At 71.8% G+C, this 26,045-nt stretch carries 42 protein-coding genes; 1 reads left to right on the forward strand and 41 read right to left on the reverse strand.

The annotated features are described in order from the left end of the window. Positions 1 to 106 precede the first annotated feature (106 nt). The 12 genes from ASF47_RS18575 to ASF47_RS21740 form a co-directional block, all read right to left on the reverse strand. Complete coding sequence (locus ASF47_RS18575; RefSeq protein WP_056865532.1) at positions 107 to 511, reverse strand: hypothetical protein; 405 nt, start codon at positions 509 to 511, stop codon at positions 107 to 109. A 99-nt stretch (positions 512 to 610) separates the two neighbouring features. Then, positions 611 to 2,011: a hypothetical protein gene (locus ASF47_RS18580; protein ID WP_056865533.1), complete on the reverse strand. Its 1,401-nt coding sequence runs from the start codon at positions 2,009 to 2,011 to the stop codon at positions 611 to 613. A gap of 57 nt (positions 2,012 to 2,068) precedes the next feature. Next, on the reverse strand, positions 2,069 to 3,478 hold the full coding sequence (locus ASF47_RS18585; RefSeq protein WP_156698029.1) for a hypothetical protein: 1,410 nt from the start codon (positions 3,476 to 3,478) through the stop codon (positions 2,069 to 2,071). A 126-nt stretch (positions 3,479 to 3,604) separates the two neighbouring features. Further along, positions 3,605 to 4,081: a hypothetical protein gene (locus ASF47_RS18590; protein WP_056865535.1), complete on the reverse strand. Its 477-nt coding sequence runs from the start codon at positions 4,079 to 4,081 to the stop codon at positions 3,605 to 3,607. Positions 4,082 to 4,136: 55 nt separating this feature from the next. After that, a complete protein-coding gene (locus ASF47_RS18595) occupies positions 4,137 to 4,646 on the reverse strand; it encodes a hypothetical protein (RefSeq protein ID WP_056865536.1) in 510 nt (169 codons plus the stop codon). A 43-nt stretch (positions 4,647 to 4,689) separates the two neighbouring features. Further along, complete coding sequence (locus tag ASF47_RS18600) at positions 4,690 to 5,496, reverse strand: hypothetical protein (protein WP_056865537.1); 807 nt, start codon at positions 5,494 to 5,496, stop codon at positions 4,690 to 4,692. Positions 5,497 to 5,612: 116 nt separating this feature from the next. Then, positions 5,613 to 5,777: a hypothetical protein gene (locus ASF47_RS21295; protein WP_156698030.1), complete on the reverse strand. Its 165-nt coding sequence runs from the start codon at positions 5,775 to 5,777 to the stop codon at positions 5,613 to 5,615. Between the two features lie 105 nt (positions 5,778 to 5,882). After that, a complete protein-coding gene (locus tag ASF47_RS18605) occupies positions 5,883 to 6,470 on the reverse strand; it encodes a hypothetical protein (RefSeq protein WP_056865538.1) in 588 nt (195 codons plus the stop codon). A 296-nt stretch (positions 6,471 to 6,766) separates the two neighbouring features. Beyond that, positions 6,767 to 7,192 carry a hypothetical protein gene (locus tag ASF47_RS18610; protein ID WP_056865539.1) on the reverse strand — a complete coding sequence of 142 codons (426 nt, stop codon included), beginning with the start codon at positions 7,190 to 7,192 and terminating at the stop codon, positions 6,767 to 6,769. Next, positions 7,189 to 7,449, reverse strand: coding sequence for a hypothetical protein (locus ASF47_RS18615; RefSeq protein ID WP_156698031.1), 261 nt, complete (start codon positions 7,447 to 7,449; stop codon positions 7,189 to 7,191). The genes ASF47_RS18610 and ASF47_RS18615 overlap by 4 nt, the downstream gene beginning before the upstream one ends. Further along, complete coding sequence (locus ASF47_RS18620; protein ID WP_056865541.1) at positions 7,446 to 7,742, reverse strand: hypothetical protein; 297 nt, start codon at positions 7,740 to 7,742, stop codon at positions 7,446 to 7,448. The genes ASF47_RS18615 and ASF47_RS18620 overlap by 4 nt, the downstream gene beginning before the upstream one ends. Continuing rightward, positions 7,742 to 8,659 carry a ribonuclease H family protein gene (locus ASF47_RS21740; RefSeq protein WP_235558810.1) on the reverse strand — a complete coding sequence of 306 codons (918 nt, stop codon included), beginning with the start codon at positions 8,657 to 8,659 and terminating at the stop codon, positions 7,742 to 7,744. The genes ASF47_RS18620 and ASF47_RS21740 overlap by 1 nt, the downstream gene beginning before the upstream one ends. A 247-nt stretch (positions 8,660 to 8,906) precedes the next feature. On the opposite strand from ASF47_RS21740, the gene ASF47_RS18630 reads away from it, so the two are divergent. After that, positions 8,907 to 9,917, forward strand: a complete 1,011-nt coding sequence (locus ASF47_RS18630) for a ParB/RepB/Spo0J family partition protein (protein ID WP_162242294.1) — start codon at positions 8,907 to 8,909, stop codon at positions 9,915 to 9,917. Positions 9,918 to 10,143: 226 nt separating this feature from the next. On the opposite strand, the gene ASF47_RS18635 is transcribed toward ASF47_RS18630, so the two are convergent. The 29 genes from ASF47_RS18635 to ASF47_RS18775 form a co-directional block, all read right to left on the reverse strand. Continuing rightward, complete coding sequence (locus tag ASF47_RS18635; RefSeq protein ID WP_056865543.1) at positions 10,144 to 10,812, reverse strand: restriction endonuclease; 669 nt, start codon at positions 10,810 to 10,812, stop codon at positions 10,144 to 10,146. A gap of 55 nt (positions 10,813 to 10,867) precedes the next feature. Continuing rightward, a complete protein-coding gene (locus ASF47_RS18640) occupies positions 10,868 to 11,218 on the reverse strand; it encodes a hypothetical protein (protein WP_056865544.1) in 351 nt (116 codons plus the stop codon). 250 nt (positions 11,219 to 11,468) lie between these two features. Next, positions 11,469 to 11,714, reverse strand: a complete 246-nt coding sequence (locus ASF47_RS18645; protein WP_056865545.1) for a hypothetical protein — start codon at positions 11,712 to 11,714, stop codon at positions 11,469 to 11,471. Positions 11,715 to 11,775: 61 nt separating this feature from the next. Then, positions 11,776 to 12,465 carry a TetR/AcrR family transcriptional regulator gene (locus tag ASF47_RS18650; protein WP_056865546.1) on the reverse strand — a complete coding sequence of 230 codons (690 nt, stop codon included), beginning with the start codon at positions 12,463 to 12,465 and terminating at the stop codon, positions 11,776 to 11,778. A 106-nt stretch (positions 12,466 to 12,571) separates the two neighbouring features. Further along, positions 12,572 to 12,922, reverse strand: coding sequence for a hypothetical protein (locus ASF47_RS18655; RefSeq protein WP_056865547.1), 351 nt, complete (start codon positions 12,920 to 12,922; stop codon positions 12,572 to 12,574). 34 nt (positions 12,923 to 12,956) lie between these two features. After that, positions 12,957 to 13,358: a hypothetical protein gene (locus ASF47_RS18660; RefSeq protein WP_156698032.1), complete on the reverse strand. Its 402-nt coding sequence runs from the start codon at positions 13,356 to 13,358 to the stop codon at positions 12,957 to 12,959. Positions 13,359 to 13,449: 91 nt separating this feature from the next. Beyond that, the gene (locus ASF47_RS18665) at positions 13,450 to 13,827 is read right to left on the reverse strand and encodes a hypothetical protein (RefSeq protein WP_056865549.1); all 378 of its coding nucleotides are present in this window, start codon (positions 13,825 to 13,827) and stop codon (positions 13,450 to 13,452) included. A gap of 122 nt (positions 13,828 to 13,949) precedes the next feature. Next, positions 13,950 to 14,231, reverse strand: coding sequence for a hypothetical protein (locus tag ASF47_RS21305; RefSeq protein ID WP_056865550.1), 282 nt, complete (start codon positions 14,229 to 14,231; stop codon positions 13,950 to 13,952). Between the two features lie 274 nt (positions 14,232 to 14,505). Further along, positions 14,506 to 14,886: a hypothetical protein gene (locus ASF47_RS21310; RefSeq protein ID WP_056865551.1), complete on the reverse strand. Its 381-nt coding sequence runs from the start codon at positions 14,884 to 14,886 to the stop codon at positions 14,506 to 14,508. Then, a complete protein-coding gene (locus tag ASF47_RS18680) occupies positions 14,879 to 15,109 on the reverse strand; it encodes a hypothetical protein (RefSeq protein ID WP_056865552.1) in 231 nt (76 codons plus the stop codon). Before ASF47_RS18680 ends, ASF47_RS21310 begins: the two co-directional genes overlap by 8 nt. Then, the gene (locus ASF47_RS18685) at positions 15,106 to 15,387 is read right to left on the reverse strand and encodes a hypothetical protein (RefSeq protein ID WP_056865553.1); all 282 of its coding nucleotides are present in this window, start codon (positions 15,385 to 15,387) and stop codon (positions 15,106 to 15,108) included. The genes ASF47_RS18680 and ASF47_RS18685 overlap by 4 nt, the downstream gene beginning before the upstream one ends. 34 nt (positions 15,388 to 15,421) lie before the next feature. Then, positions 15,422 to 15,766, reverse strand: a complete 345-nt coding sequence (locus ASF47_RS18690; protein WP_056865554.1) for a hypothetical protein — start codon at positions 15,764 to 15,766, stop codon at positions 15,422 to 15,424. 121 nt (positions 15,767 to 15,887) lie between these two features. Further along, a complete protein-coding gene (locus ASF47_RS18695; protein ID WP_156698033.1) occupies positions 15,888 to 16,232 on the reverse strand; it encodes a hypothetical protein in 345 nt (114 codons plus the stop codon). Between the two features lie 79 nt (positions 16,233 to 16,311). Next, the gene (locus ASF47_RS21315) at positions 16,312 to 16,449 is read right to left on the reverse strand and encodes a hypothetical protein (RefSeq protein ID WP_156698034.1); all 138 of its coding nucleotides are present in this window, start codon (positions 16,447 to 16,449) and stop codon (positions 16,312 to 16,314) included. Then, positions 16,442 to 16,756, reverse strand: coding sequence for a hypothetical protein (locus tag ASF47_RS18700; RefSeq protein WP_156698035.1), 315 nt, complete (start codon positions 16,754 to 16,756; stop codon positions 16,442 to 16,444). Before ASF47_RS18700 ends, ASF47_RS21315 begins: the two co-directional genes overlap by 8 nt. A gap of 71 nt (positions 16,757 to 16,827) precedes the next feature. Then, positions 16,828 to 17,229 (reverse strand): hypothetical protein, encoded by a 402-nt coding sequence (locus tag ASF47_RS18705; RefSeq protein ID WP_056865557.1) that lies wholly within the window; start codon positions 17,227 to 17,229, stop codon positions 16,828 to 16,830. 320 nt (positions 17,230 to 17,549) lie between these two features. Next, on the reverse strand, positions 17,550 to 17,825 hold the full coding sequence (locus tag ASF47_RS18715) for a hypothetical protein (protein ID WP_056865559.1): 276 nt from the start codon (positions 17,823 to 17,825) through the stop codon (positions 17,550 to 17,552). Then, complete coding sequence (locus tag ASF47_RS18720; protein WP_156698036.1) at positions 17,822 to 18,226, reverse strand: hypothetical protein; 405 nt, start codon at positions 18,224 to 18,226, stop codon at positions 17,822 to 17,824. The genes ASF47_RS18715 and ASF47_RS18720 overlap by 4 nt, the downstream gene beginning before the upstream one ends. A 31-nt stretch (positions 18,227 to 18,257) precedes the next feature. Beyond that, on the reverse strand, positions 18,258 to 18,632 hold the full coding sequence (locus ASF47_RS18725; RefSeq protein ID WP_056865561.1) for a hypothetical protein: 375 nt from the start codon (positions 18,630 to 18,632) through the stop codon (positions 18,258 to 18,260). 217 nt (positions 18,633 to 18,849) lie between these two features. Next, positions 18,850 to 19,119 carry a hypothetical protein gene (locus ASF47_RS18730; protein ID WP_056865562.1) on the reverse strand — a complete coding sequence of 90 codons (270 nt, stop codon included), beginning with the start codon at positions 19,117 to 19,119 and terminating at the stop codon, positions 18,850 to 18,852. Positions 19,120 to 19,235: 116 nt separating this feature from the next. Next, positions 19,236 to 19,520, reverse strand: coding sequence for a hypothetical protein (locus ASF47_RS18735; RefSeq protein WP_056865563.1), 285 nt, complete (start codon positions 19,518 to 19,520; stop codon positions 19,236 to 19,238). Between the two features lie 107 nt (positions 19,521 to 19,627). After that, positions 19,628 to 20,278 carry an NUDIX domain-containing protein gene (locus ASF47_RS18740; RefSeq protein ID WP_056865564.1) on the reverse strand — a complete coding sequence of 217 codons (651 nt, stop codon included), beginning with the start codon at positions 20,276 to 20,278 and terminating at the stop codon, positions 19,628 to 19,630. Positions 20,279 to 20,308: 30 nt separating this feature from the next. Next, the gene (locus ASF47_RS18745; RefSeq protein WP_056865565.1) at positions 20,309 to 20,641 is read right to left on the reverse strand and encodes a hypothetical protein; all 333 of its coding nucleotides are present in this window, start codon (positions 20,639 to 20,641) and stop codon (positions 20,309 to 20,311) included. Continuing rightward, a complete protein-coding gene (locus ASF47_RS18750; RefSeq protein ID WP_056865566.1) occupies positions 20,638 to 21,069 on the reverse strand; it encodes a DUF1653 domain-containing protein in 432 nt (143 codons plus the stop codon). The genes ASF47_RS18745 and ASF47_RS18750 overlap by 4 nt, the downstream gene beginning before the upstream one ends. A 105-nt stretch (positions 21,070 to 21,174) precedes the next feature. Then, entirely contained in the window at positions 21,175 to 21,564 is a 390-nt protein-coding gene (locus ASF47_RS18755) for a hypothetical protein (protein WP_056865567.1), read from the reverse strand. A gap of 58 nt (positions 21,565 to 21,622) precedes the next feature. Then, the gene (locus ASF47_RS18760; protein ID WP_156698037.1) at positions 21,623 to 21,907 is read right to left on the reverse strand and encodes a hypothetical protein; all 285 of its coding nucleotides are present in this window, start codon (positions 21,905 to 21,907) and stop codon (positions 21,623 to 21,625) included. Positions 21,908 to 21,948: 41 nt separating this feature from the next. Then, positions 21,949 to 22,248, reverse strand: a complete 300-nt coding sequence (locus tag ASF47_RS21320) for a hypothetical protein (protein WP_056865569.1) — start codon at positions 22,246 to 22,248, stop codon at positions 21,949 to 21,951. Beyond that, positions 22,245 to 22,595 (reverse strand): hypothetical protein, encoded by a 351-nt coding sequence (locus ASF47_RS18770; RefSeq protein ID WP_056865570.1) that lies wholly within the window; start codon positions 22,593 to 22,595, stop codon positions 22,245 to 22,247. Before ASF47_RS18770 ends, ASF47_RS21320 begins: the two co-directional genes overlap by 4 nt. 115 nt (positions 22,596 to 22,710) lie before the next feature. Beyond that, positions 22,711 to 26,040 carry a hypothetical protein gene (locus ASF47_RS18775; RefSeq protein ID WP_156698038.1) on the reverse strand — a complete coding sequence of 1,110 codons (3,330 nt, stop codon included), beginning with the start codon at positions 26,038 to 26,040 and terminating at the stop codon, positions 22,711 to 22,713. Positions 26,041 to 26,045 lie beyond the last annotated feature (5 nt).

The raw sequence follows: 26,045 nt of genomic DNA on the forward strand, positions 1-26,045 counted from the left end.
AGTGGGCCCTGGGCTCATCGGCTGGGCGTGCCGCAGTGTGAGGTGCCGAGGTGACCCGAAGATGACGCTGGCAGGTCCTGGCCATCGTGCGTGGTCAGGGTTCGTGTCAGGACAGCGCGCGGTAGGCGCGGAGGTCGGCGCGAGCCTGTTCCAGGCGGAGGTCGAAGCCGTCCCGGTCGAGGCCGAGCAGCACGGCGGCGGTGTCGGCGGAGATCACCTGGTCGTCGGAGAGCGTTCCGCCGTGCCAGTAGTCGACCATCACCCGCATCGAGGCGTCCTGGTCCAACGATGACGACGCGGCATCCAGGGCGACCAGGGAGGCGAAGAGCGCAGCGGGCTCTGCTGCGTGAGCCACGGTGCCGAGTTCGTAGAACTCGTCGTCGGCTCGGTGCGCCACGGTCACGGTGAGCACCGGGTGGGGCGGCGGGTAGAGGTGTGTGCAGATGCAGCCGCCTCGGCAGGTGTCGGGCACGAGGGTCTCGACGGCGGGGGCATGCAGGAGGGCGCTCACACCTCCCCTGTGCCGCGGTGGGGGCGACGGCCAGCACACGCCACCGGCCGCCACGAAAGGTGTCGTGGCGGCCGGTGTGCGCTCTGTGTCAGCGGCCGGTCAGCGGCTGGTCGGGCGGGGCGTGTCGGTGATGAGGAAGGCAGGCGAGGCGCTCTTGCGCTCGCTGGTCCAGCGCAGCATGCGCGCACGCGGAGGCAGGCACTTGCGCGGGAAGGAGACCGACAGCGCGGTCCCCGTTGCCTGCCCCAGCCCCAGCCGCGAGGCGCAGCGGAAGCGCTCGCCGTCGGCGGTAGCAGTCACCGTGGCCTGACCGGCGGTGGTGGGGGTGAGGGTGAAGACGTAGCGCGAGGTTCGTCCCTGGGCGGCACCCTGAGGGTCGACCAGGACGAACGGTCGAAGGCCGTCCTTCGTGGCGGGGCGGGTCGCCCCGGTGCCGAAGGGGTCCCAGTCTCGGCTCAGGGTGATGACGTTCTGGCTGGGGTCCCACGCCCCGAGCGACTGGTAGGCCGCGGGGTCCTGCTGCTGGGCGCTGGTGTCCAGGCGGGCCGAGACCGTTCCGAACTCCCCCGGGGGCAGGTCGATCTGAGTGTCGCTGTTGCGGGTCATCAGGATCATGGAGTCGCTGGTGGCCGGGTTGCGCGAGGCCTTCGTCTTGGCCGGGTCCTTGGCCCAGGTGGTCACCGTGACGCCGCTGCGCCAGGCACGCGAGCCGATGCAGGAGACGGGGATCTGGTGGGTCAGGGCCCGCAGCACTCCCCCGGTGGCGACCTCGCCGCTGTCGCCGCTCGGGGTCTCGATCCAGGCGTGCGCGGTGCGGGTCCCCGGGTTGGTCCAGTCGCGGCACGTCACGCTGGCACCGTTGCGCACCACTCGCCAGGTCTCGCTCGGCTCCCCCGTGCCCTCGCCGGGTTCGGTCGCCAGGTAGGGCGCGTTGCGACGGTCGACGCGGAACTCGGTGCGCTGACGCTTCTTCTCGGCGTCGAGGTAGGTGAACCAGTAGGTCACGCGCGTGTGGGGGCGGTGCCCGAAGCCGACCTTGTCGTCTTGGGGACTGGCGAAGCGCAGGCGCGTGGCGAAGTAGCGCTCGCTGGCCGCGTCCGGTCGGACCCGGGCGTAGTAGTTGGCGGCGTCGATGTCGACGTCGTCGAGGAGGCTGCGGGCCGGGGTGGGGTGGTGGGGCAGGGAGGCGCCGTCGTCGATCTCGGAAGGGTCGCCCACCGAGCCACGCAGGGTGAAGCCGTAGGACCACCAGGGGTAGTCGAGCATGTCGAGGTGGTCGTGGGCCGCCAGGTCCCCCAGCAGCGAGGGCGCCGGGGCGGTGGGCCACGGAGCGTATGGGGAGGGGTTGCCGACCGTGGCGCGCTCCGTCGAGGCAGGCTCCGCCTCAGCGAGAGCGGCAGTGGTGGCGCTGGTGACCAGGAGGGTCGCGGCGAGCAGGGTTGCAGGGGTCAGCCTGCGCAGCAGCGCGGACTGTCGCAGGGACTGGCGGGTGGGGAACACGGGATGCCTTTCGATCAGCGGCGTCGGGTGGGCAGCGGGGCGTGCTGGGGTGGCGCCTCAGCGCGCCTGGGTGGTCAGGAACGGCGGGGACTCGTGGTTGCGCTCGCTGGTCATCACCAACATCCGGTTCAGCGGGGGCAGGCAGGGGCGAGGGATGCTCACCACCAAGCGCGTGCGATCGGCCAGGGCCACTCCCTGCCGGTTCGCGCAGCGCCACGGCGCACCGTCGACGGTGGCGTCGATGGTGGCCTGCTGTCCGTCGGTGGGGGTGAGGGTCACCACGTAGCGCGACGCCCGACCAGAGGTGGCCTGGGGGTCGACGAAGACAAACGGACGCCGTCCGGCCGGGCCGGTGGGACGAGCGCCAGCCGCACCATCGCTGGCGTAGGGGTCCCAGTTGCGTCCCGCGGTGATCATGTTCTGCTCGCGCGCCCACCCTGCGATCGAGTCGTAGTCGGCAGCGTCGTCGGGGGTGTAGTCGCTGTCGCTGCGCTCGGTGCGGCGCGCACCCACGACGACCAGGTCGTCCAGGTCGATGCTGATGACTCCGCGCTGCTGGTCTGCGAGGAACTGCACGCCGTCGATGGCTGCCGGGTTCTTCTTGGCCGGGGCCGATGCGGGGTCCTTGCGCCAGGCGGTCAGGCTCATCCCGGCCCGGTAGGTCGAGGACCCGACGCAGCCGAGGGGGACCTGGTGGGTGAGGTGCTGGACGTTGGTGGGGGCGCCGTCGCTGGCCGCGTCCGCCCACAGGTGCGCGGTACGCACCCCGGGGGCGGTCCAGTCGGGGCAGGCCACGCGGCGGCCGTTGCGCAGCACGCTCCACCGCTCGCTGGGAGCAGACCCCGACGAGGTCGACGTGTCGGTGGTCGGCAGGTACGGCGCGTTGCGGCGGTCGACGCGGAACTCGACGCGCTGGGGCTGCTTGTTGGTGTCGAGGTAGGTGAACCAGTAGGTGACGCGGGTGTGGGACAGCGTGGCGAAGGAGGTCGCCCCGTAGGCGTTGACCAGGCGAGCCCGGGTCGACAGGAAGGTCTCGGAGTCGCCGTGCGGGCTGACGCGGGCCCAGGCGCTGACGCCGGTGTCGATCTCGACGGCGTCGGTGATCGCGGCCGCTCCCGGGTGCCCCTTCAAGGGACGGGCGTCGTCGGGCTCTGCGGTGTCGTAGAGGTCGCTGATCGCAGTGACCCCGAAGTTCCACGGGTACTCGTGCACGTGGGAGGCGGGGTGGAAGGCGAGGTCTCCGAAGACACCGTCGGCTGCGTCCGGCCAGGCGAGGTAGGGGTCGGGGTTCTGGAAGCCCGTGGTGCGCGTGCTGGGGCGCGCGGAGAGGTCAGCCGTGGCCGGGGCCGGGGCGTCGACTGTGGTGGAGGCGGTCGCGGAGGCCGCGCCGCCGAGGCTGGTCACCGTGGCGGTGACGGCACTGGCGAGGGCAAGCAGCAACAGCGGTGCTCGTGAGGTCTTGGGCACGGGTCGGCCTTCCGGGTGGCGACGGGTTTGTCGGAGAGGTGTCCGGGGGCTCGCAGAGGCGCTCGCGCACGGCGACGTACGGGCGTGGCGGGCCAGTCGGTGGTGGCCAGGTCAGTGGTGGCCGGGTCAGGACGAGAGGCCTGCGCGCACCGTGGCGATGGCCTCGCGCAGGGTGGTCTCGCCCAGAGCGAAGTCAGCCGCATCGGTGGCCGACTGGAGGGCTCGCGTCGTGGCGATGAGACGGCGAGCGGACAGGTTCACCGCGGTGTGGGGCGCAGCGGCGATGTCTACCGCGAGCGGGTCGAAGGAGGTCTCGGCCTGGTGGGCCGAAAGGCGCAGGATCCCGATGGCGGGGTTCAGCAGGTGATGGATCTCGGCGCGGAGCGTTCGGGTGATGTCGAGAGCATGGGCGGTGTCACAGGGCCAGGCCTGCGCGCACGAGGAGCAGACCGAGGGGGTGCTCGGGGCTCCGTCGGCACCCGTGTCAGCAGTCGCGTCGGGGACCTCGGTGTGTTCGGCGCTGAGGCGGGCATGGGTGTCCCCAGCCTTGCTGATGGCTGCAGCAGCGACGTAGCGCGAGGTGGTGGAGGCGTTCTGCGTCATGCTCGGGTCGTGTCCGGCGCGGCCACCGGCGCGCTCCACGGTCCTAGCCGCGGTCCTAGAACGTCCCGGCGCGGAACTCCTGCCACCAGCGCCGCTCGTGCTCGTCGACGAACAGGCCGTTGCCGCGGTGCTCAACCTCGGAGTCGAGGCGCCGGGCGAGCGGTGCGAGGTCGCCGACGTAGGACCGCGAGACCGGGAAGACCACCTCGCGTCCCTCCGGGTCGGTGCCCCACAGCGTGATCGTCAGGGCGTAGGGCTCGCGCTTGACCCGCACCCGGGTGACGTCGGCGTAGGCGATCCGGTGGGCCACCCGGCCGCCGAGGGTGCGGGTGATCGCGTCGGGACCGACGTGGACGCGGACCCGCAGCAGTCCACGGGCCAGCAGCAGGGGGCCCTTGACGAGGACGAGGACCATGCCGAGGCCCAGCACGGCCGATCCCACCGAGCCGTCGAGGGCACGCAGCAGCACGACCGTGGTGGGCACGGCCAGCACCACCGCCCCCACCACGAGCGACAGGGCCAGGGCGGTGGAGCGGGGCAGGGGCGTCCCGAGATCAGGGTTCATGCGGAGCCCGTGTGCGGCCCGTCATCCTGGATGCCCCATGGGGTCACTCGCGGTCGAGCCCGGAGGGGCCGTCGGTGACGCACGGCATCTTGGCCAGGTCGGAGTCGCCCAGGCTGTCGTAGTTGGCGTAGAAGCCGTCCACGACGGCGTCGGTGTCGAGGAAGACGGTGAAGGAGTAGGGGCCCATCTCGTAGTTGATCTGGGGCGTGGCGTCGTCGGCGGCAGTGAACTCGCCGGTCGGCTCCCCCATGATCTCGATGGCCTCCTCGCGGGTCTGGCCGGGCTGGACGTCGCACCAGTTCTCGACCCACTGCGCGGTCTGGGCGGCGATCTCCTCCTCGCTGGCTCCTCCGCTGGCGTCGCCGCCGGTCCCGCCCTCGGAGTTGACCAGCCAGTCGCCGTCCTCGTAGACGAGGCCGTAGGACTCCACGATCCCGTCGGAGTAGGTGGCCTCGATGGTCACCGTGTCTGGGGTCTCGTCGGTGACGACGAAGTCGGCGTCGGTGTAGTCGGTGCCCTCACCGAAGGCGGTCATCAACTCCGCGACCGCAGCGACGCGGTCCGGGCACGAGAGCGTCTCCTGGCCGGAGTCGGACATCTGGGCGTTGGCGGCCTCGGCGTAGGCGTCGGTCTCCAGGTCGCAGGCGTCGTCGTCACCGTCCTGGGTGGCGCTGATCCAGTCCTGCAGCGCCTCGACGGCGTCGTCGGTGGACCGCTCACCCGAGCCGGAGCCACCCGCTGAGTCCGAGCCGGACCCAGAGTCGGAACCACCGCATCCGGTCAGGCACAGGGCCCCGGTCACGGCGAGGGCGCCGAGGAGGCGACGGGTGCGGGTGATGGCGAGGGTCATGAGGTCTCCGAGAGGATCGGGGGTGGCGCGGGATGCCTGAACGGTAAAGGAACCGCAGCGGCCCTCGGCACTCAGGCAGGAGACGCTCAGGCCGGAGACGCTCAGGCCGGAGACGCTCAGGCTGGGGGCTCTGCGGGGTCCATGAGGGAGGTCAGGTCGGGCAGCGGCTGCTGGCCGGGGTTGGGGGCGAACCATCCGACGTCGGCCAGCGCGGTCGCGCATCGGGTGCAGTAGGCGACGCCGGGCTGCGGCGGCGTGCCGTTGACTTCCGAGAGGTCCATGACACCGCGGTGTGTGGCTGACGGCGGCGTCTCCCCTCGCCGCGCGTGGATGTCAGAGCAGCAGGGCGTCGACGAACCAGGAGTCCCGCCCGCCACGGTCATGCCTCAGCCCTGCCCGTCATGGGTGTGGGCGCGGCGCAGGAGTCGCTCGACGGAGGAGACCATGGGGCCGCCCTGGGCGGCTGCCTCCTCGTCGGCGGCTTCGCGCAGCGCGCGGGCGGTGGCCGCGGCGAGGGCAGCCTTCATGAAGCGGGAGCGCAGGATCACCGAGGCGGCGAGGTCGAAGGCGTTCCCTCCCTGACGCGGGCTGGGCTCGGAGGGGAGAGCGTCGACTTCGGCGCGCTCCAGTCTGCGGGCTCCGGCAGCGCCCGCGGCCACCTGAGGGTCGTGGGCGTCGAGGATGGAGCGCAGGTCCTCGATGAGGCCCTCGGAGTAGTGGTGACCGGCGGCTCGCGACCCGAAGAGTCGGTCGAAGAGGGCGCGCCGCAGCGGCTCGTCTCGCTGGGGACGCTCGGCGATCAGACCGTCGCTGCGCAGGCTCCAGAAGACGTGGACGAGAGCGGTGCTGTCGCTCTCCCAGGGCTGGAACGGGGGCGCGGTGCCCTGGGTCTGGGTGTCGAGGTCGGTGTAGTCGGCGTAGGAGTACTCCTCGCCGGTCCGGGTGTCGGTGTAGGTGTTCTGGCCGCGGGTCATGGCCTGATCGTGTCCGGCGAGAGCAGGTGAGCGCACCGCGTGTCCAGGCACCAGCGCCGGTCAACGCCGAAGGACTCCCCCGGCGTGAACGGGTGCGCGGCGCGCGCACGCGCCGTTGCCTCAGTCTGTCTCGGCGTCGGAGACCGCCTGTTCCGCCAGGTGCACGGCGTCTCGCTGAACGCCGTCGCGCTCGTCGGCCCACCCCTCCACGTAGGCACTGCGCAAGAGGGAGGCCAGGTGGTCGAGTCTGATGCGGCGGCTCGTAGCGGGGTGTGAGACCGGCGTCAGGTCCGGTGTCAGTCGCTGCCGCGGGAGATGAACTCCTCGTAGTGCGCGCGCCACGACAGCAGCACATCGCGGCCTGCGGGGCGCCCGGTCTGCTCGGGGTCGGTCTGCACCCATGACAGCGACCACTCCCCGCAGATGCAGGTGTAGTGGGCGGAGTAGGGCTCGTTCCAGCCGTCTCCGTCGTGCGCGCGCTCCAGGTCGTGCTCGGTGCCGCCGCCGGTCAGAGGGGCTGCCAGGAGCATCTCGACACCGTCGATGAGGGGGTCCTCGGGGGCACCGGGTGGGTAGTCGGCGAGGGTGAAGGAAGCGCCCTGGGCGTAGGACAGGCACAGCGGGCACTCGGCGTAGTAGAGACCCGCGGGGCGGCCGCACGCACTGCAGGGCGGCACCACGCCAGTCTGGGGCGCAGCCGGGCCGTCGTCGGGGGCGGTCATCGAGGCGTCTCCGGGTGGGTCTGCGGGGCGGCCTCGTGGACGGCGACGACCTCGACACCGTTCTCGGCCAGGAAGGCGGCGTCACGGACCGCGAGGGAAGCGGACGGGGCGGGCATGAAGTACTCCCCGCGCACCGGCGTGGCGACGAACGAGCGGGTGGGCGAGACGAGCGCCGACAGCGTCCGGGCCTCGCGGGCCGTGGCCCGGACGGTGACGCCGTTGGTCGTTCGGTGCATGGGGCTGGCCGGTGCGCTCATGAACCCATCGTGTCCGGCACTTCTGACGACCCGCACCGCTCCGGCGCATTCACCGGCGTCTCTTCGGGCCGGGCCAGGTCGCGCGGGGCCTCCCACTTGGTGAGGTGGCTCAGGCCGACCCCGATAGCCAGCAGGGACGGGACCGGCATCAACCAGCGCCACCACTGCTCGCTGTCCTGAAAGGCGGTCGTGAGGACCAGGACCAGGCACCCGAGGCCGACGAGGGCCAGCAGCAGGCTGGCACCGTCGACGCGTCGCTTCGCGTCAGGGTGGTGGGGGCGAGTGCGAGACATCAGGACTCCTGGGGGTCGGCGGCGTGGACTGACGGGTCGGAGAGGTAGGCGTGGACGCGGGCCAAGACGTCGTCGGCGCAGTTGTCGGCGGAGCGGGGCGTGAGGAGGTCGGCGAGCCGACCGCGTTCCTGGGCCACGGCCTCGCCGCGAGCGTCGGCACGGGCGCCGTCAATGAGCGTGATCAGGTCCATCCAGGCCTGCGCGGACGCTCCCCAGCCGTCCTGAGGCCGGTAGGTGCGCGCCCAGGCGCGCAGGTCCGGCGTCACGGCGGCCTGCTGCTGGGCGGTCGGGTCGTGCGAGGCCTGGTCGCTGGGATCCGGGACCGCCGCAGGCCCCTCGGTGGGCACGGGAGCGGGCACGGGAGCGGGGACAGCAGCGTGCCCGGACGTGGCGGCGGGGCGCGAGGAGCGGCCTGACTGTGCGTCGCGAGCGCCGCAGGCGATCTTGTCGGCGGCCTCGTTGAACTCGACGTCGGCGTGACCTTTCACCCAGCGGAAGGCCAGGCCTGCGCCCTGCTCCTGGACGAGGGCCACGAGGGGCTCCCACAGGTCGCGATTGGCCACCGGCTTGCCCTGGCTGTTGGTCCAGCCGCGGCTGAGCCATCCGCGCCACCAGAACTTGGTGAAGCAGTCGACGACGTAGGTGGAGTCGGAGTAGACGACCAGGGGGCGCTCGGTGACGGTGCGCAGGGCGTCGAGGACCGCCGCGACCTCCATGCGCTGGTTGGTGGTGCGGGACTCGCCGTCGGACGCGGTCAGGCCGGTGGGGACGCCATCGCGCACCTCCAGCCAGCCGAAGCCGCCAGGGCCGGGGTTGCCGGAGCAGGCGCCGTCGGTCCACACCGCCAGGCCGCTGTGGTCGATGGGGGCCTGGACGCGCGAGGACTTCTTCTGACCGCGGTAGGGGTGCTGGCTCACGAGACTCCTGTGCCGTCTGGTCCGGCCCGGCGACAGGGCCGGTGCGCTTGCAGCGTGGCCGTGACGCTGCAAGCCGAGGGCCGGTTCGCTTGCAGCGTGGCCGTAACGGTGCAAGTCGACGCTTCGCCTGAGCCGGGCGCGGCGGCACAGGTAGGTCGTCCCCCGTGCCGGAGGTCCCGGCAACGCCGCACACGGGCCTGGGCTCATGGCCCTCGCCGCGGCGCCACTCCCCCCGCTGGAGGTCGCGATGTCTCGCACCACCGCTGCCGTGATCGCGCTCGATGACCTGCTCGCCTCGCCGCACAACGTGCGCCCCCGCCTGACCAACCTCGGCCCGCTGGCGGCCTCGATCCGCTCGGTTGGGGTGCTGCAGACGCTGTTGGTGGTACCGGCCCCGAGAGGCAAGTTCCGCATCATCGAGGGGCACCGCCGACGCGCCGCCAGCGTCATGGCGGGCAAGACCCATGTGCCGTGCATGGTCCGCCACGAGAACGCCACCGACGAAATCGGCCTGATGGCGATCGCCAACCTGCAGCGCGAGGGCCTCGACCCGATCGACGTAGCCCGCGCCTTCTCCGACCTGCGCGAGCGTCACACGGTGGCTCAGATCGCAGCCATGACGGGGTTCTCCGCGGCCACGATCAACGCGCGCATCGGGTTACTGCTGCTGCCGCCTGAGGCTCAGGAGATGGTCAGCGACCAGCGGCTCTCCCTCGGCGACGCCGCTCAGATGGTGCAGTCGCTGAAGAAGACCGGCTCCGGCAAGGCCCGCATCGGCGCGGGTCGTCGGTCGGTGTCGCACTTCAAGGAGACCCACCGCCTGGCCGGGCACGTGAAGGCTCGGTGCACTCACCGTGACAGCGACCGGCGGTTGATGGGTCCCGGCTGCGGCCAGTGCTGGGAGGAGACCATCCGCGCCGACGCTCTCGGTCACCTTGACAACGTCAGTGTGCTCCAGCCACCTACGGTCCGCACGGCGCCTCGACCCGAGGGACGCGAGGTTGACCAGGCCCTGGTCGAGCGCGTGGTCAACGGTGGCCCCGAGACGGCGAGTCTGGGGATCGGCGAGCGGCAGGAGGCGGTGCGGATGCTGGCGGCGCGTGGCCTGTCGGACCCTCAGATCGCCACGAAGATCAACGCCTCGGCTCGGACCGTCCTCCGCATCCGCCAGCGGCTCGACATCGCCCCAGCGATCCCGGCCTCCTCAGCGTCCCCGAGGCCGACCTCCGGCATGGACCTCGACGGGGCCATCGGCTAACAGTGCCGCCTGAAGCGAGCCCACCAGTGCGACGTGCTGGCCCTCGTCGTCGTTGTTGGGGTTCCAGTCGTCGCGACACACGCCCAGGCCGACCGGGCCCCATGGCGAGAGCCACATAGGCGACCCGCAGGTGCAGCAGCAACCCAGCATCGGCAGGCGCTCGTACTCCTCCTCATCCACGTCTCCAGCGTGTCCGGAGCCCAGGCCTGATCGCACCGGGCGCCGGTCAGGGGCGGCCGCGTCTGCCGGGCGGCATCATCGTCACCGCCGCCCACGCCGCCGAGACGATCGCGTTGGCCTGTCGCTGCTTCACGTCGGCGGCGGCCGCGTACGCGTCGACGGCCAAGTCCCGCTTCCCTGCGCGGATGAGGCGGACCACCTCGGGGAACTCGGTGACCGGGCGCGTGAGGGCGGTGGCTGGCGACGGTCGCAAGGAGCGGGAGGGCGCGCGGGTCTCGGGCCGTCGTCGTGTCGCATCCGGCGGGGGCGCCGCCCCCTGGTCTCGCGCCGCCTCGACGAGATCGCGCGCATGCGAGGAGGCAGCGAGCATTGTCCCGTCGACCTCGTAGACGAAGAGCATCATGCCCACGGCCTCGGCGTAGGCCTGGGCCTTGCGGGTGTACCCGCTGCCGGAGAAGAAGAGCAGACCGAGATGGTCCTGCAGCAGCCGCGCGCCCACGAGTCGCTGAAGTGCCTCGACACCGATGTCGGTGGCCTCCCGCTTGACCTGCGCGATCGCAGTGGCCGACCTGACGTCGACTCCGCCGTCGTTGCCCTCCGGGGTGACATGGGCATCGAGGTAGCCCCAGTGGCGCATCCATGCCGCGGCATTGGTCTCCGCGGTGCGCCAGGAGTCGATGCGCTGCGGCTGCGGGGCGGGAGGGTTGGTGCGCACGACGTCATCGTCTCCCACGATGTTGGCGGCGGGTGGGCGTGGGTGGGCAGGCGGACTACCAGGTCGGTCCCGAGAGGACGACGCGGTTGATGGTCTGGGTCGCGTTCACCTCGTGCATCTGCCCGCGGTAGTAGCGGTGGGCGAGGTAGTAGCGCACGAGCATCGAGCGCTCGGGGTCGCTGGACTGCTCGGCCCACTCCGCGACGATGGTGGGGTTGCCGAGGTGGTTGACGAGGACGTCAGCGGCGGCGGCCTTGGCGTCGTGGAGGCTGGCGAAGGCGCGGTCGATGCCTCCCGCGTCGGAGATCTGCAGGGTCCACACGACCATCCCGGTCTGCGCCTGAGGGGCCGTCGGCGCCGGACCAGGCATCGCGGTGTCGGCGTGGGTGGTGTGGGTGACGGTCATGTCGGCTCCAGGGACGGGCCCGCTGCGTGCGGGTGCGGTGGGGACACCACGACCGTGTCCGGCACGGTGGTCAGCGCGCACCGCCGCGAGCCGAGCGAGGGCCCCGACGGCTCAGCCCAGGTGGCCCTCGGCCCCGCCGAGGTTGCAGGCGACGTCGAGGCCGAGGTTGCAGGCGAGGTGCCCGGTCAGCCCCTCGCTGCTGCGGTCACAGCGCGAGCAGGTGACGGTGCTGAAGCGCCCCGGCGTGCGGTCACCGGTTCTCGCGGCGTCCGTAGAGGCGCACGCACGACGGGCAGTAAGGCTTGCGGCTGTCGGCGCGCCAGATCTCCGGGTAGGTCGCCGTGCAGCCGCAGACGGTCGTGAGTGCGCCTGGGCGTGCGATGTGACGGGTGGAGCCGACGTGGTCGCCGAACTCACGTGCCGAGCAGGACACCCACCGGTCCGGCCCGAGCAGGACCGGTGGGGTGGTGGTCTTGGCCGCGGTCTTGTTGCTCATGGCCCCATCGTGTCCGGCGCCGGGGACTGGGCGCACCCGGCGCGCGGGGCGCGTGGCGTCCTCAGGAGCCGAGGTGCATGTAGGCATGGATGATGCGCACGCCCTCCTCGAAGGCGTCGAGGTTGGGCTCGGTGCCGGTCTCGAAGACGTACTGGAAGATGTAGTCGCCGATGCCGATGATCATGTCGGCGGCCATGTCGGGGGCTGAGCCGGGCAGGACTCCGGCGTTGATGGCCATCTCGCGCATGCCGACGGCGAGGGCGCGGTTGCGCTCGCGCACGAAGGCGATCAGGGCGGGCGAGGAACGGTCGTGGAGGTAGAGCCTGACGAAGGCGGGGTTGTCGACGTAGAAGCGAAGGCACGAGCGCAGCGACACCGAGATCATCTCGGCGAGATCGGCGCGGCCGCGTTCAGGGCCACCTTCGGCCCCGTGCAGCAGTTCGACGACATCGTCAAAGGCCTGACGGTCTCGCTGCTGGATGCCGCGCTCGGCCAGGGCGACGATGATGGCGTCGCGGTCGGCGAAGTACTGGTACAGCGTCGCGGGCGAGGTGCGGGCGGCATCGGCGACGCTGCGGGTGTTGAGCGCTTCCAGGCCGCCTTGGGCGACGAGGGCTTCTGCCGCGAGGAGGATCTGCTCGACGCGGCGACGGCTGCGCGCCTGTTGAGGGGCGTGACGCAGGGCATCGGAGGTCGGGGTGACCTCGTCACCTGCCTCCGATGCCGACTGGTGGTCGGAATCGCGCGTCACAGCGTCAGGTTAGGGCCAGGGAGGGTCGCCGGGCGCGGTTTCGCTGGGCCGAGTAAAGAGCAGTCCTGCACGCGGGGCTGTGTCGGACAGTGGCCTCTCGACGGGGCTAGCGCCCTTGGACCCCGCCCCCGAGGCGCGCGATCGGAGACATGAGGTCGTTGACGCAGCGCTCCTGCGCCTTGCGGAACAGCGCCATCGAGGCCTGCCCGCCCGCTTCGGGCCAGTAGGCCGACACGGTGCGCCTCATGCGGTCGTACTCGGTCTCGGGGGTGGCGTCCCCGCGCACGAACGCGCTGACGAAGTTGGCCAGGTCCGCGCAGACCCAGGGGTCGAGGGTCGCCTCGCTGAGGTCGGCCAGGACGGCGTAGATGCGTTCGGCCTCGGCGTTGGCCAGACCTGCACCCCGGGTTGGGGGAGTGTAGGGGAAGTCGACGTGGGCGAAGTCGGCGTCGGTCATGGTGGTGGGGGCTCCTGGTAGGCGGATCGGTGGGTCAGCGGCCTGCGTCGAGGTCGGTCCACGGTGACCAGTCGACCACTGCTCGCTCGCGGTACTCGATGTGGGCGTGCGGGGCGTGCCCTGCCGCCTGATCGGTGCGGAGCCACCCGCGGGCCTGGTCCAGCGTCATGGGCCCTCGGTCGGCGGCGGGGCGGTCGGTGGTGAGGCCGGAGGGGGATCGGCTGACGCGGTACTCGCGCTCCACCTCGGGCTCGGGTACCCAGCGGATGGAGAAGCCGGGAACCTGCCTCATCTGCGCGGCGTAGTCGCTCCAGTAGTCCGAGGGAGCGAAGCGTGCCACCTCGACGCCGTCGATGAGGGCCGCGTAGTGCCCGCCGAAGTGATCGAAGAGCGACGAGGTCTGCTCGGGCGTCTCGGTGGTCGCGTGAGGATCCATGTCGCGACCGTGTGCGGCGGCGGGCTGCACCTGCACCCCGCGGCGGGTGCCCAGGGTCGAGCAGGGGTCAGGGCAGGGGTCAGGGCAGGGGTCAGGCCTGCTGGCCCGGCAGCCTGCCGGTCCAGCCGTTCATCTGGTCGTCGGGGTCGTGCAGGGTGCCGACGGTCTCGCGCAGGGCCTCTTGTGCGGCCAGTCGCACGACGAGCGGCAGCCGGATGGGGTTGGTGCCGCTCAGCAGGCGCGACTGCTTGCCGACGGTGCCGTCGGCCTTGATGGCGAGCCCCCGAGCGATCCACTGGACGCCGACGCGGCGCAGGGTGTTAGTCCCGTCGACGATCACCTTGAACTCGACGCGTGAGGTCGAGACTGTCGTGTCGTCCTTCTCGATCACGAAGGGCTCGTCCTGCGGCGCGGTGACGACGACGGTGTGGGTGGTCTCGGTCGAGACCACGGTGTGGAGTGCGCTCATGCAGACATCGTGTCCGGCCCGGCGACCCTTGCGCACCCGGGTCAGTAGTGCGCGCCGCGGAAGGTGCGCTCCTCGGTGACACCGGAGGCTGGTGGCCTACTCGCTGATCAGCGGCCGAGAGGTCACTGGGTGTCCCCCGGCGCGTTGAGGCGGGCGGACCGGTAGGCGGCGAGCCGCTCGTCGACCACCCGCCGGTACTCGGCGACGAGGGCTGACGCGGAGCGGGTCTCGACGACGCGTTCCCGGGGCCGGTCGGGGTGGAAGTCGTTGGTGGTCACCTGGAGGTCGCGGTCGCCCTCGACGGCGATGAGGTTCTCGGCGATGTCGATGAGGGTCGTGGTGTCGTAGCCGCGGTGGGTCGACATCGCGTGGGTGGAACGGTAGGCGCTGGGCAGTGCGTCCATCGCGCACTCGCCGCAGATGTGGGAGGCGTAGGAGCGCTGCGCGCGCCTGTAGGAGCCTCCGCCCTGCTTAGAGATGGCGAAGACGGGACGGCTGCGACGCCTGCAGTCCGAGCAGGCGCCCGGGAGGGGCGTCATGGGACGCCTCGGGACGGCGGGCTGGTCAGAGCCCTCGCCCGGGGTCTGTGGATTGCTCATGGCTTCATCGTGTCCGGCGCCTGGGCTGGGCCGCACCCGGCTCGCCCGCGGTGCGCAGACCGGGTCGGGCTGGTGGGTCTCACTGCTCGCCCTTGTGGTCGGCCGTGCAGTCCTCGGGGCAGTCCTCGGTGCAGCACCAGCAGCCCTCTCCCCCGTCGGCTCCGCACCAGCAGTCCGTCCCGGGCTCGGCGGGCGCGGGCTGGTCGGGGTCGGGCTGGTCGGGGTCGGCCCCTCGCCTGGACCAGACTGCGTCGCACGCCTCGACTCGGGTGGCGTGCATGAAGGAGCGGGTCTCGGGCACGTCGAGGCGGGCGTCCCACCCGTAGTCGGTGCGGTGGACGTGACCGACCTCCTCGCCGGTGCTGCGCTCGACGATGCCGCCTGCACGGGTCACGAGGTAGGGCCTCTGGCGCGCCCCCGGACGGGTCACCGACGCGGTCCCGGGGTGGGTGTCAGCCATGGCGCGCTCGCGAGATGTCAGCCATGACGTCCTCGGGCGCGGGCATGCCACCGGTGGTCTCCCACTCGCCGTTGGTGATGCCGGAGTCGATGGAGTGGGTGCAGGCGTCTAGGTCGCGGCCCTCGCCGGAGGATCCGAAGCCGATCTCGGTGAAGTCCTCCTCGCCCGGTAGGCGACGCTGGATGGAGAACTCGATGCGGTAGTCGGTCTGCTCGATGGTCACTGGGTGTCCTCTGCGTGGGGCCCGCTGGTCGGGTCGAGGACCGGCGCGACCCGTGAGTCTCCGTAGATCATGAGCCCGCGCATCACCTGCTCGCGGCGGTCGTCGTAGGCGTCGACCTTCGAGCGTCGAGGGTCGACCCACCGCGCTCGCTCCCACTCCTGGGTGGCGCGGTTGTAGACCTCCAAGCCGTACAGCGTCGGCTCGTCTCCGTCTCGGTGCTCGCGGTCCGCAGCGGGTGCGGGCTCGCTCGTCCGGTCTCGGTCCTCGGGTGCGGTCACGGGTCTCTCCTGAAGGTGCGGATGCTGGTGCTGGTCACGCCCGACGGGTTGGGCTCGCCGGTGCGGCCGTGGCCCAGAGGCGTCGGTAGATGCGGTCCCCGGGGGCGGGGGTGTGCTGGCTGATGTCGGAGGTGACGAGCAGCAGGGAGCCGTCCTCCTCGTAGACCTCGAACAGGTCCAGGCCCTGGACATCGGGCGCAGCGGCCAGAGACAGGGCCTGGCTCGGGACCTGGCTGTGCTGGCCGCGTGGCAGGTTGCAGTCGTCGGCCGCGCCCTCGCGCATCACCAGGGCGTTGCACTGCTCGCCCATGCCGCTCCACCCGGCGTCGAAGGCGTGGTCGAGGATCTGGGTGGGCGCGGTGACGTGCGGGCTGGACATGGCGGTCTCCTGCCGGGGCGGGGTGTTGCTAAGGCGGGGTGTTGCGTGCGGACACAGCGAGCGTGTCCGGCGCGGTGACCAGACTGCACCGGCGACCCGTCGTGAGGGCGCGGATCCGGTTCTACTCCGCTCGCGGGGGACGGGACGCGCACGGCACCCCGGACGGATCCACTGCGGCGTCGGCTTCCCGGCAGGCACCCGCCTCGCGCCACGAGGTGCCCGCGTGAGGCAGGCCCTGGCCGCAATGGCCGCAGAGATCGCGCGCAAGGGCCGCCTCGACCGGCTCGCCCCGGCCCGCGACCTCGGCGGGCCGGGCGGGGCGAACGTCGATGACGTGCCTCCCGGCGAGGTGGTCGACGTCGAGCATCGGGGGGCGGCAGGACCTCGTGGGGTCCCACGTGCGGATCTCGACGCGGTCGCCGAGGTTCCTCATGCGGATCTCGCTGCCGTCGTCGAGCGTGGCCACGGCCATCCACTCCCGGCCGTTGAGAGTCGGCTCCTGGACGAGCCGGAGCCGCGCGCTCTGGTCCGGCTGCTCTCGCGGGTCAGCCATCGGACTGCTCTCCTGCGGGCGGCGTGGCCGCGGCGGACTCCAGCGCCTCGACGCGGGCAAGCAGCGCCAGCCGCTCATCCAACCTGGCCTGCATCTGCTGACAGCGGCAGATTGGCTTCTCGTCATTCATCGTTCTGGTCCTTCCCGGCCCCGGACGGACCGTGCAGAGGGGTTCGCTCGGGAGCGGGGTACAGGTCGGGCCACCGGACCCAGCCGGGAGCGTCGCGGGGCGTCCCGTTGGGCTCCCAGGTGGCTCCACAGTGCACGTCGGAGTAGGCGTCGCACTCGATGGACTCGGGACGCTCGTAGGTGAGGTAGGCGGGCCCGGCGGTCTCCGTGTTGATCATCAGACCGGCTCCGCAGTACGGGCACGTGAGCGCGATCCGGGGCTGGCATCCCGAGTCGTCGGGCGCTGCTGCGGAAGCGGGGGCGGTCATGCATGGACCGTGTCCGGCAGCGAGGTGACGGTGCACCGCGCCCGCGAGGACGTGGCGCGGCAGCGTGGTGGCTACCGATCGCCATCCTGGCTGCAGTCGCCGCCGACGTACCTCCATCGGCCATGCTCGTCGACCTTGGCGCACACCGCGTCGATGACGTCGGTGCCGTCAGTGAACCGGTCCCCCACCTCGTAGCCGCGGTAGGCGTCGCAGTAGACCTCAGCGCGCACGATCCCGTTGTCGGGGGTCTCGACCCAGACGTAGCACTTCCCGGGCTTACGGACCCGGCGGCAGTCCTCCACGAACGGCACGGCGCTCACGGTGTCGCAGACGCGAGCGGTGGTGGCGCCGGTCGTGCGCAGTTCGATCACCTCTCCGTCGGCGGCGGGGGTGGAGACGCTGCACGCGGTGAGGGCGGCGGTGAGGGCGGCGGTCAGGAGGGCGGCCCGCAACGGGCCCTGTGCCCGCTGCACGGCGACTCCAAGGGTGTCTCGTCGGCCCTGCTGACGAAGGCGACTCCCGGCCAGACTCCCGGCCCGGTGCAGGCGTGCTCGCCCCACCATGCCGGGTCGCATGGCAGGTCGCATGGCGACCACCTTCCGGTCTCGCTGGTCAGCCATCGGACCGCCCCGTCGCGGTCCGGGATGCACACGACACGCACACGATCGGAGCACCCGTCTCCACGTCCTCGTCCAGGCATCCGTGCAGGTCGGCGCGCTCGATGGTGGGGTTGTCGAAGGCGTAGAACGGACCCGCGTCAGGCGAGGCGGTCCCGTCAAGCCGCGTGTTGCGATCAGCCATCCGACTGCTCCCTTCCGGGCCGAGTGACTCGACTCCAGTCGGTCACCACGGGCTCGAACGTGGTCACGGTGCGCGTGACGACGATCGCTCCGGGAAACCACCGCTCGGCGGCTTCTTCGAGCGTGATCGTCTCGTTCCACCGGGGATTTCGATTCGGGCCAGTGGCGAGGATCAGCCCATGACCCACGTCGTGGGCAAGCGCGTATTCAGTGACGACGTGGGCGACAGGCGCGCCTTTCTCGTCCGACTGCTCTCGCTGTTCGGTCATCGGACTGCCCCTCCCCGGGCCGCAGCCAGGTAGCCAGCGACGAAGTCGCGCTTGCGCATCTGCCGACCGAGCCTGCGCTGGTCGCGCCCGGGAATCTCGGCTGCTCGCTGGTCGCGATAGGTCGACCAGGCCACCTCCGCCCGGTCCCTCACCTCGCCCGGGCGCTCTTCCTGGCCCGCGCCACCCTGCTCCTCTTCGAGTCGGAGGGCACCGAGCACCGCGGCCGCGCGCACCTCGTCGAGATCGACCATGCCGACCCACGGGCAGGACTCGGACGTGATCTCCCAGCACAGGTCGGTGCGCTCGCCGCCAGAGGTCGTCTCCCACTGCTCGTCGTTGGCACGAGGTCGCCCGCAGGTGGTGCATCGCTGGGCCACTGCGGAGCGGAGCGCGGCGACCACGACCGCCGTCTCGTCGGTCGACTCTCGGCGCTCAGTCATCGGACTGCTCGCCGGACTGCTCGTTGGTCGGCTCGTTGCTCGGCTCGGCCTGGAACACGATGGTCTGGGCGTTGGCATCGGGGTGGAAGGGGTTCTGCTTGACCGCGGACCAGTGGCCGTGCCAGTCGCCGTTGCTGTCGCAGCCGAAGCCGTCGATGCGCTCGCACCACATGACTCGGGGCGTGTACTGCAGGAAGGTCTCGTGGACCTCGTAGGGGCCCGGCCCGAGGAGGGGCTCGGCGGCCGCCTCGATCTGCGCGAGGGAGTGGCCTCGGCCGGGGATGACCGCGGCGCGGCCTTCGCGGTCTGCCACGTGCATCCACGCCAGGTGCGCCTTCACGTCGGCCTGCGTCGTCTGGTCAGTCATCACGGTCCTCGGGGGTCGGTCTCGGTCTGCGCTCACCGTGTCCGGCAGCGCAGGCGGGACGCACCCGGGCCGGTGTCGGCCGGGATGGTGACGTCCTCAGACGTGGTCGTCTTGGCCGGACCGGGCCGTCGTCCGGAGGTAGCCCGGACGGCCACTGTTGAGCAGCGAGATCGTTCGGGGCGCGCAGGGCACTTCATCGCCCGCCTGTTGTTGCTGGTCAGTCACGGGTGTTCTCCGCTGTCGCGGCCAGGAAGCCGTCCCGAGCGATCAGGTGCCGCTCGTGGGCGGAGCGAGCCTTGCTCAACGCCTGGTCAACCTCCCTGGCGCGGCGCGCTGGGTCGCCGTGGGCCAGGTAATCCGCCTCGATGGTGGCCCTCTCGTCGCTGAGGCGGGCGGCGAGTTCGTTCGTGACGTCGGCGTAGGCGTTGTTCACCGCGTTGACGTGTCGGACCGAGTCCATCAGAGCCGCGACGCGGTGCCTCCACATGGATGTCTCCTCTCGTGGATCGTCGGTGCGGGGCGAAGCGCAGCGGGTGGTCAGCGGGTGGTCAGCGGGTGGTCAGCGACGTGCTGCCGGGACCGCTCCTTGCCCTGGGGGATCACTCAGGCGTGGTCGTCTTGGTCGGACCGGGCCGCGGCCTTCTCGGCGTCGGCACCGGCGAGGCTGACGGCGAGCATGCGCTGGAAGGTGCGGGTGTCGCCGCGTCGGTGGGCTCGCCGCGCGATGACCGCCACGACCTTGACGACGGCCTGCTCCACCCACCACTCCGCGAGCGGCTGGCTCTCGTGGCCCGATGCGGGTCGCCACTCCCATCCCGGGCTGCTGCGCTGCTGCGGCCGCTGGTCGGTGGTGGGTTCGGTGGCCTGCGGGTCGTGGTGCGAGGTCATGGGGTCTCCTGCTGTCGGGCTGGTGGCGTCGGGCTGGTGGCCCTCTCGGGGGGTGCGAGGTCGTGACGTGAACGTGTCCGGCGCCGCAGGCAGGACGCACCCCCGGGTCAGGACCGGCCTGTCCCGTGCACCGCTGCGAGGCCGGGCACGTCGCGGTGGGTCGCCTCGCTCAGGGTGCAGCGGGTCCCGTCGGGGAACAGGTGGGAGCAGCCGCTCGGGCGCGCAGCGTCGGGGGTTGCGCCGGGAGCGATCTCGTTGAGCAGGACCGGCTCGTAGCGGTCCTGGCGGTAGGCCGCGAGCGGCAGGAGCACCTGCAGGGACGGCATGACGCGCGCCTCGGCCTGGGCTTGGTGGGCGTCGTGGATCTCGATGCGGCCCTCGTCGGTGGTGAAGCCCGCGATCTCCAGGAGGTCGCGGGTGGACCGGGTGGCGCGGTACCACCACACGCGGTAGGCCGGTCCGGTGAGGGTGGCGAAGTGGTCCCACTCGCCCTCGCCCGTTGTCAGGCCGGTCTCCTCGTGGAACTCGCGGACCATGGCCGCCAGGGCTGACTCGCCGGGCTCGACGTGGCCACCGACCCCGTTGAGGTGTCCGGCCTGGGCGCCGCGAGTCTTGTGGATGAGGGCGACGCGGTCGAGAGGGTCGAAGAGGAACCCGCCGACGTAGTCGATGCGGCCCGTGCTGGACTCGGGTGCGGCAGGCGAGGCGGTGGCAGGCGTGGTTGCCTCGGGGTGGGCGGGGTGGGCGGGGTGGTTCATCGGGATCTCTCTCGGGGTGGGCGTTCCGGCTCAGGCGGGCCCGAGGAGGCGACGGGTCTCGCGCTCGGCCCGCTCGTAGATGGTCATGCGCAGGTAGGCGTTGCGGTCGCCGGATGAGCGCCGGGCCGCGGTGTCGGCCTCGGAATGCCAGAGGTCGGCCAGGGTCCGGATCCGCGCTGCTGTGGCGGCGCGCTCGTGCGCGAGACGCTCCTCGACGATGGCTTGGACAGTGGACCAGGTCGCCTCGACCTGCAGGTCAGAGACGGCCAGGTTGGTGCTGGCCATCGCGGCCGCGAGGCGGGCCCGCGCAGCGGCGTCGTCGCGGGGGTCCGGCTGCGGGCTGGTGCTGGCGGGGGCGTTCATTGCGTGACCGTGTCCGGCGACTGGGCCGAACCGCTCCCCTGGGACGGGTCGAGCATGGGGCGCGTGAACTCGTAGCCCAGCCACGTGAAGCGCGGCACGGCACCCACGCAGGCGGTGTCGCACTGGTGCGGCTCGCAACGTGCACCGGTGTCGGGGTGGACGAGGTCGTGCCAGCAGTCACCGGGTCCCTGGGCTGAGCGGACCGCGAGGCGAGGCCCCTCGTGGGCACCGTCGAGTTGCAACGGCACGTAGATCACCACGACGCGATCTTCGTTGTTGGCGTCGTGCCCGTACCCCAGGGCCTGGTAGAGCGGACCCTTGTAGTGGCGGTAGATGCCTGGGCGCAGATCGGGCAGGTCGGGCCTGCTCTCACCCGCGCAGGGGCTGGGCTGCGGGTCGGGTACGGGGGCGGCACCGCTGGCGCTCACGGGGCTGGCACCTGCTTCTGGTCGTCGTCGACGGGGTGGGACGGGGTGGGGTGACGGCTGGGCGCGAGGTCGCCCGGGGGGTCGATCCCGGGCCCAGGCCGTCCGTCAGTCCCGGGCGGCCAGGGTGAGCGTCGCGGTGGCGGTGAGGTCGCTGACCGTGACGGTGATGGTGGCGCCTTCGAGGTCGACGTCGGGCATCTCAGCGGGCTCGCCGCACTCGTCGAGGTAGTCGAAGCGCAGCGTGTCGGCCGCGGCGGTGAGTGCCCGGGCGACAGCGCGGTCGACAGCGTCACGGGTCCACGTCAGGCGCGTCACGGCGGCGTGGGCTCGCTGCTCACTGAGGTCCTGGGCGTCGAGGGGCTGGAAGAACTCGCGGCGGATGTCGGCGTCGCTGCGGTCGCGCTCGGCGCGCAGATCGTCGGCGTGGTCGGCCTCCACCGAAGCGGTGAAGACGGTGAGGCTGGCAGTAGCGCTGGTCTGGGTGATGTCGTCCATGCTCGCAACGTGTCCGGCGGACGAGGCTGGACGCTCCGAGGTGCTCCGGAGCCTGCCTTCAGCCGGTCGCGCCGTAGGTCTCGAAGAGCCAGGTGCGGAACCGCTCGCGCAACACGGGGATGGGCTCGTCGAGCAGCGCCTGTGCGACCTGCTCGGTGATCTCGCAGTCGTCGACCACCTCGCCGTCGACGTCGAGCAGGTCGACGATGAAGCAGGAGCCCGAGTGCGTGGCGGGGTTGCCGCAGGGGCGCTCGGGCAGTGCCTCGAAGAGCCGTCGGGCGGGCACCTCGTGGACGACCTCGCCCAGGGTCCAGAAGGCGTCGGCGGTGTGGTCTGCCTCCACGATCCGCAAGGTCGCGGCGGGCTGAGCCGCGGCGGGCTGGATCATCGTGGGTCTCGCGGCGAGTCGACGAGGGCGGGCGGGTCCAGGGTGAGGTCGAGCAGGGCGTCGGTGGTGGCGCGTGTCATCCGGTCCAGGTCGGTGAGGATCTCCGCGACGGTGTCGCCGCTGGGTCCCACCGGTCCCGCGGTCCACGACAGGGCGCCGTCGGGGGCGGTGTAGACCTCGCGGATGTCGTAGTGGTGGCCTCCAGCACCGTCGTCGGAGCGGGCAAGGGCGTAGCGCCACGTCGGGCGCTCCGGGCCGGGGCCGGTGGGGCCGGTGGGCGCAGGGGGCTGACTCACGAGCGGGCCTCGGCTGCCGCGTCGAGCGGGACGGGGATGGCCCTGGTGGTGCTGGTGAGCGTGACCGCCTCGACCTTCTGCACCCGCTGGCCCAGGCGACGGCACAGGTCGACACGACTGGCTGCACCTTCCCAGGTGGCGTAGTGCCCGACCATCGGGAGAGCGTTGTTGAAGGCGGTGAAGGACACGACGTAGGTCGTGCCGATCGCGAAGTGGGTCGGGGCCTCGTCGGCGTGGCCCTCGAAGATGGCCTGGCTGGTGCTCGGGGGCTCGGCGGCGTGCTCGCGGATGAGGGCGGCGACGTCCGCGGCCAGGCCTACTCGGGTGGGGGTGCAGCGTTGGGTCATGGGTGGCTCCTGGGGCGGGGCGGCGGCGAGAACGACGGCCGGGGGCATCGGCGGTGGTCGGGTCCAACGCATGCATCGTGTGCGGCACCCGGTAGTGGCCGCACCGGGCGACGGATCAGGACTGGTCGTCGGGCTCAGTGAGGGGCTCGTCGCTGACGACGGTGGCGCTCATGACGATGGTGCCGTCATCGAGGACCACGGGCCCGGCCTCGCGGTCCGTCTCGCCCGTGGGATCCGAGGCGGGATCGGGCTCCGGGGTCGCGGCGTGCTCCGGCTCGGCGGCCGCGGCGGCGATTTCCTCCGGGGTCACGACGTCTTCGGGGCGCGGGTGCAGCGGCAGGTCGAGGAAGGGAGTGAGCGCCTCGACATCGCTGGGGTCGCTGGGGTCGGCCAGGCCGAGGGTGCCCATGAGCGAGGCGACGGTGTGTCCGGCGATCTGGTGTCCGGACCGCGGGGTGTCCCAGGTGGGGTCACGGAAAGTGACCGGCGTGATCATGTCGGCGTCGGCGGCCATGTAGAGGACCCGGTAGATCTGCTCGGGCAATCGGCGGCCCTGGTAGTGCCAGGAGGCCTCCAGGTCGCTGGCCCGCAGGCTCTTGCGGTGGCCCTCCCACAGCGCGGGGTCGGCGAAGTCTTCGAGGAAACGGGCGTAGGCGACGGCCTCGACTGCCGCGTCGGCGGCGCGCTTGGCGTGGACGAGGGGGTCGGTGGCCAGGGAGCGCAGGTAGCGCACACGGGCGTTGTGGCGCTCGACGCGCCGCTGGCGCTGAGCGGCGACGGCGCCGTTGTCGGGGTACTCGACCAGGGCGATGGCGTGACGGGCCCGCTTGGACCAGTAGTAGTGCCACGGCCGGTCGGCGGTCGCGGTGGAGTAGGTCGAGCCCTCGGGGCGGACAGTGAGGGCGAAGGTGCCGGAGTGCTCGCTGCGATGCAGGGTCAGGCCCCGGCGGGTCTTGGTGAAGTAGACGTCGACTCGCATGAGGGGCGTGGAGGCGCTGTTGTCGGCGAGGGCTGAGGGGGCGGTGGCCAGGGCCTGCGGCTCGGCGGCGTCGATCAGGTGGACCTGGAAGTGGGGCCCCTGGCCGTAGTCGCCGGGCTCGGTGCGCAGGCACACGCCGAGGATGAGGGGCTCGAAGGGGTCCTCGTCGGAGCCGTTGACGCGGTGCTTGGAGGGCCAGCCCGATCGGGCATTGTGCTCGACCTCGGGCACGATCTCGGCGAGCACAGCGTCGATCTCGGGGTCGGTGAGGTGCTCGTTGGGGTCGGCGTGGAGGTCGAAGCGCTCCCAGTCGTCGCTGGTGTGCAGGATGCGGGCGTTGTCGAGGCGGCTGCCGGGCTGGACCCAGGTGCGCGACTTGACGGACCGGCCGGTCTTGGTGGCGGTGTACTCCACGGCGTAGACGTTGTCGGCGACCGCGGCGGGGATCATGCGCAGGTTGTCGAGGTCGTCGGCGTCGCGGCGGCGTACGGGGTGCAGGGCAGCGTTGGCGGCCCGCTCGGCGTCGGTGGGGCTCGCGGGCTGGGGCCGGTTGGTGGCCGGGTGACCGACGGTGCCTGCGGGGTAGGTGCGCGGCTGCGGGGCGAAGGCCAGGTAGGAGCCGTCTCGCTTGCGGGCGATGACCAGCATCGCAGGGTCGCCGCCCTGGGCGGGGTCGAGGAGGCGGGCGACCATGGCGGCCTCGGCCGCGGCGTCACCGGACTGGGTGGCAGCGGTGGCGGTGCGGCGACGGTGCTCGGCGACGATGTCGCGGATGGCCTTGGCCTCGTGCTCGGGCTGTCCGGTCAGGGCCCGGTGGTGCTTGTTGGTGAACTTCCACCAGTCCACGAGCGGGTCGAGGACCCGGTGGGCCTGGGCGAGGTCGGGGTCGGTGGCGTCGATGGTCGGGTCGGCCTGGGACAGCGCGGTGGCGAGCAGGCGACGGAACGGCGCCTCCTGGGCGACCTCGGCCTCCTTGGCGGCGATGGTCGCCCTCAGCAGGGGGAACATCTCCTCGTAGGCAGCGCGCTGGGAGCGGGCGTCGAGGTAGTAGCGGCACTCCTCGACGGTGACGAGGTCGAAGGGCAGGATGAAGCGGTCGCCGGGGGCGACCAGGCAGGTGGCGCGGGTCTTGGGGGTCCGGTACTCCCCTCGGCCGAGGTTGTCATCGATCCACCGCTTGGACTGCTCGAACTTGAAGACGAAGCCGGTCACGCCGCGGTCGGTCTTCTTCGACTCCAGGCGGTACAGGACGCCGCTGGTCGGCTTCTCGGCGGTGGCCCAGTAGGACCGCGGCCGCGGGGTGATGCGGTCGTGAGGGGACCACTCGCGGTCGTTGTGGCGGTACTCGCCGCCGCTGGTGCGGAAGGTGTCGGTGTTGAAGGCGCCCAGGACGCGCATGCCGACGCGCAGGTCGGCGGTCTTGCTGGCCAGCCAGGTGTAGAAGTCGGGGCGTCCGTCGGTCAGGACCGCCTCGGCGTCGCGTACCAGGACGGCGTGCCCGTCGTCGTAGGTGCGCTGGTCGAGCAGGTTCAGCCCGTGAGGCGGCAGGGGCGCGAAGCAGGTGGTGCGGTCGACGAGACCCTGCAGGATCAGGGCCATCCGCATGAAGTGCCGCTCGCGGGCGCCTTGCCTCTTGTCAGCGGCGTCCCACTCGGGGGTGCCGGGCGTCAGCGGCTCGGTGCGGTGCTCACGGGCGACGGGGTCCCATCGGGTGTTGGTGAACAGGCCGGTGAACTCGTCGGTGGCCGGGATGAGGCGCTTGCCGACGACGAAGTCGGTCTTCATCCGCCAGACCCGCTCGCCGTTGCGCAGCAGGAAGTAGGTCCAGGCGTTCTCCTTGCGCATGGCCTCGTTCATCCACGGGTCCTGGTAGTCGCGGCCCTTGGCGCGCGGGACCAGGGCCACGACGCCACGCTGCTCGGGCAGGACACGGTCGAGGTTGGCGGGCTCGGCGATCCACGCATCGAAGGCTTCGAGGTGGCGGGCGTCGATGCCGCCCTGCTCGGCGTAGGCGGCGGTCTCCTCATCCATGGACAGCACGGCCTGGCGCAGCGTGAGAGGGGCGTCGGCCCCTGCGGGCTGGAGGTTCTGGTTGTCGCGCAGCGCGACGATCTGCTCGTCACGGCCCAGGTAGAGGTTGATGGTCCACGAGGCCTCGCTGAGTTGGCGGATCTGCTCCTCCAACGGCTCCATCTGCGCGCGCATCGCGGCCAACTGCTCAGCCAGGTCGGCTTCCAGGGCCCGCTTCTTGGCCTCGATGTCGGCCTTGACCGTGGCGCGCATGGCCTCGATCTCCTGGGTCTTGCGCATCGCTTCGGCGCGAGCCTCGGCCAGGGCGCGACGCTGCTGGAGGGCGGGGGCCTCGCCGAGGGCTGAACCAGTCGACGGCGTGGGCTCGACCTGGGCGCCGGGGGCGTCGGGGCCAGGCTGGCGGTCGGGGTCCTGGGTGTTCATGGCTGCGCTCACGATCG

The organism is Nocardioides sp. Leaf285 (assembly GCF_001422955.1).
Taxonomy (GTDB): domain Bacteria; phylum Actinomycetota; class Actinomycetes; order Propionibacteriales; family Nocardioidaceae; genus Nocardioides; species Nocardioides kribbensis.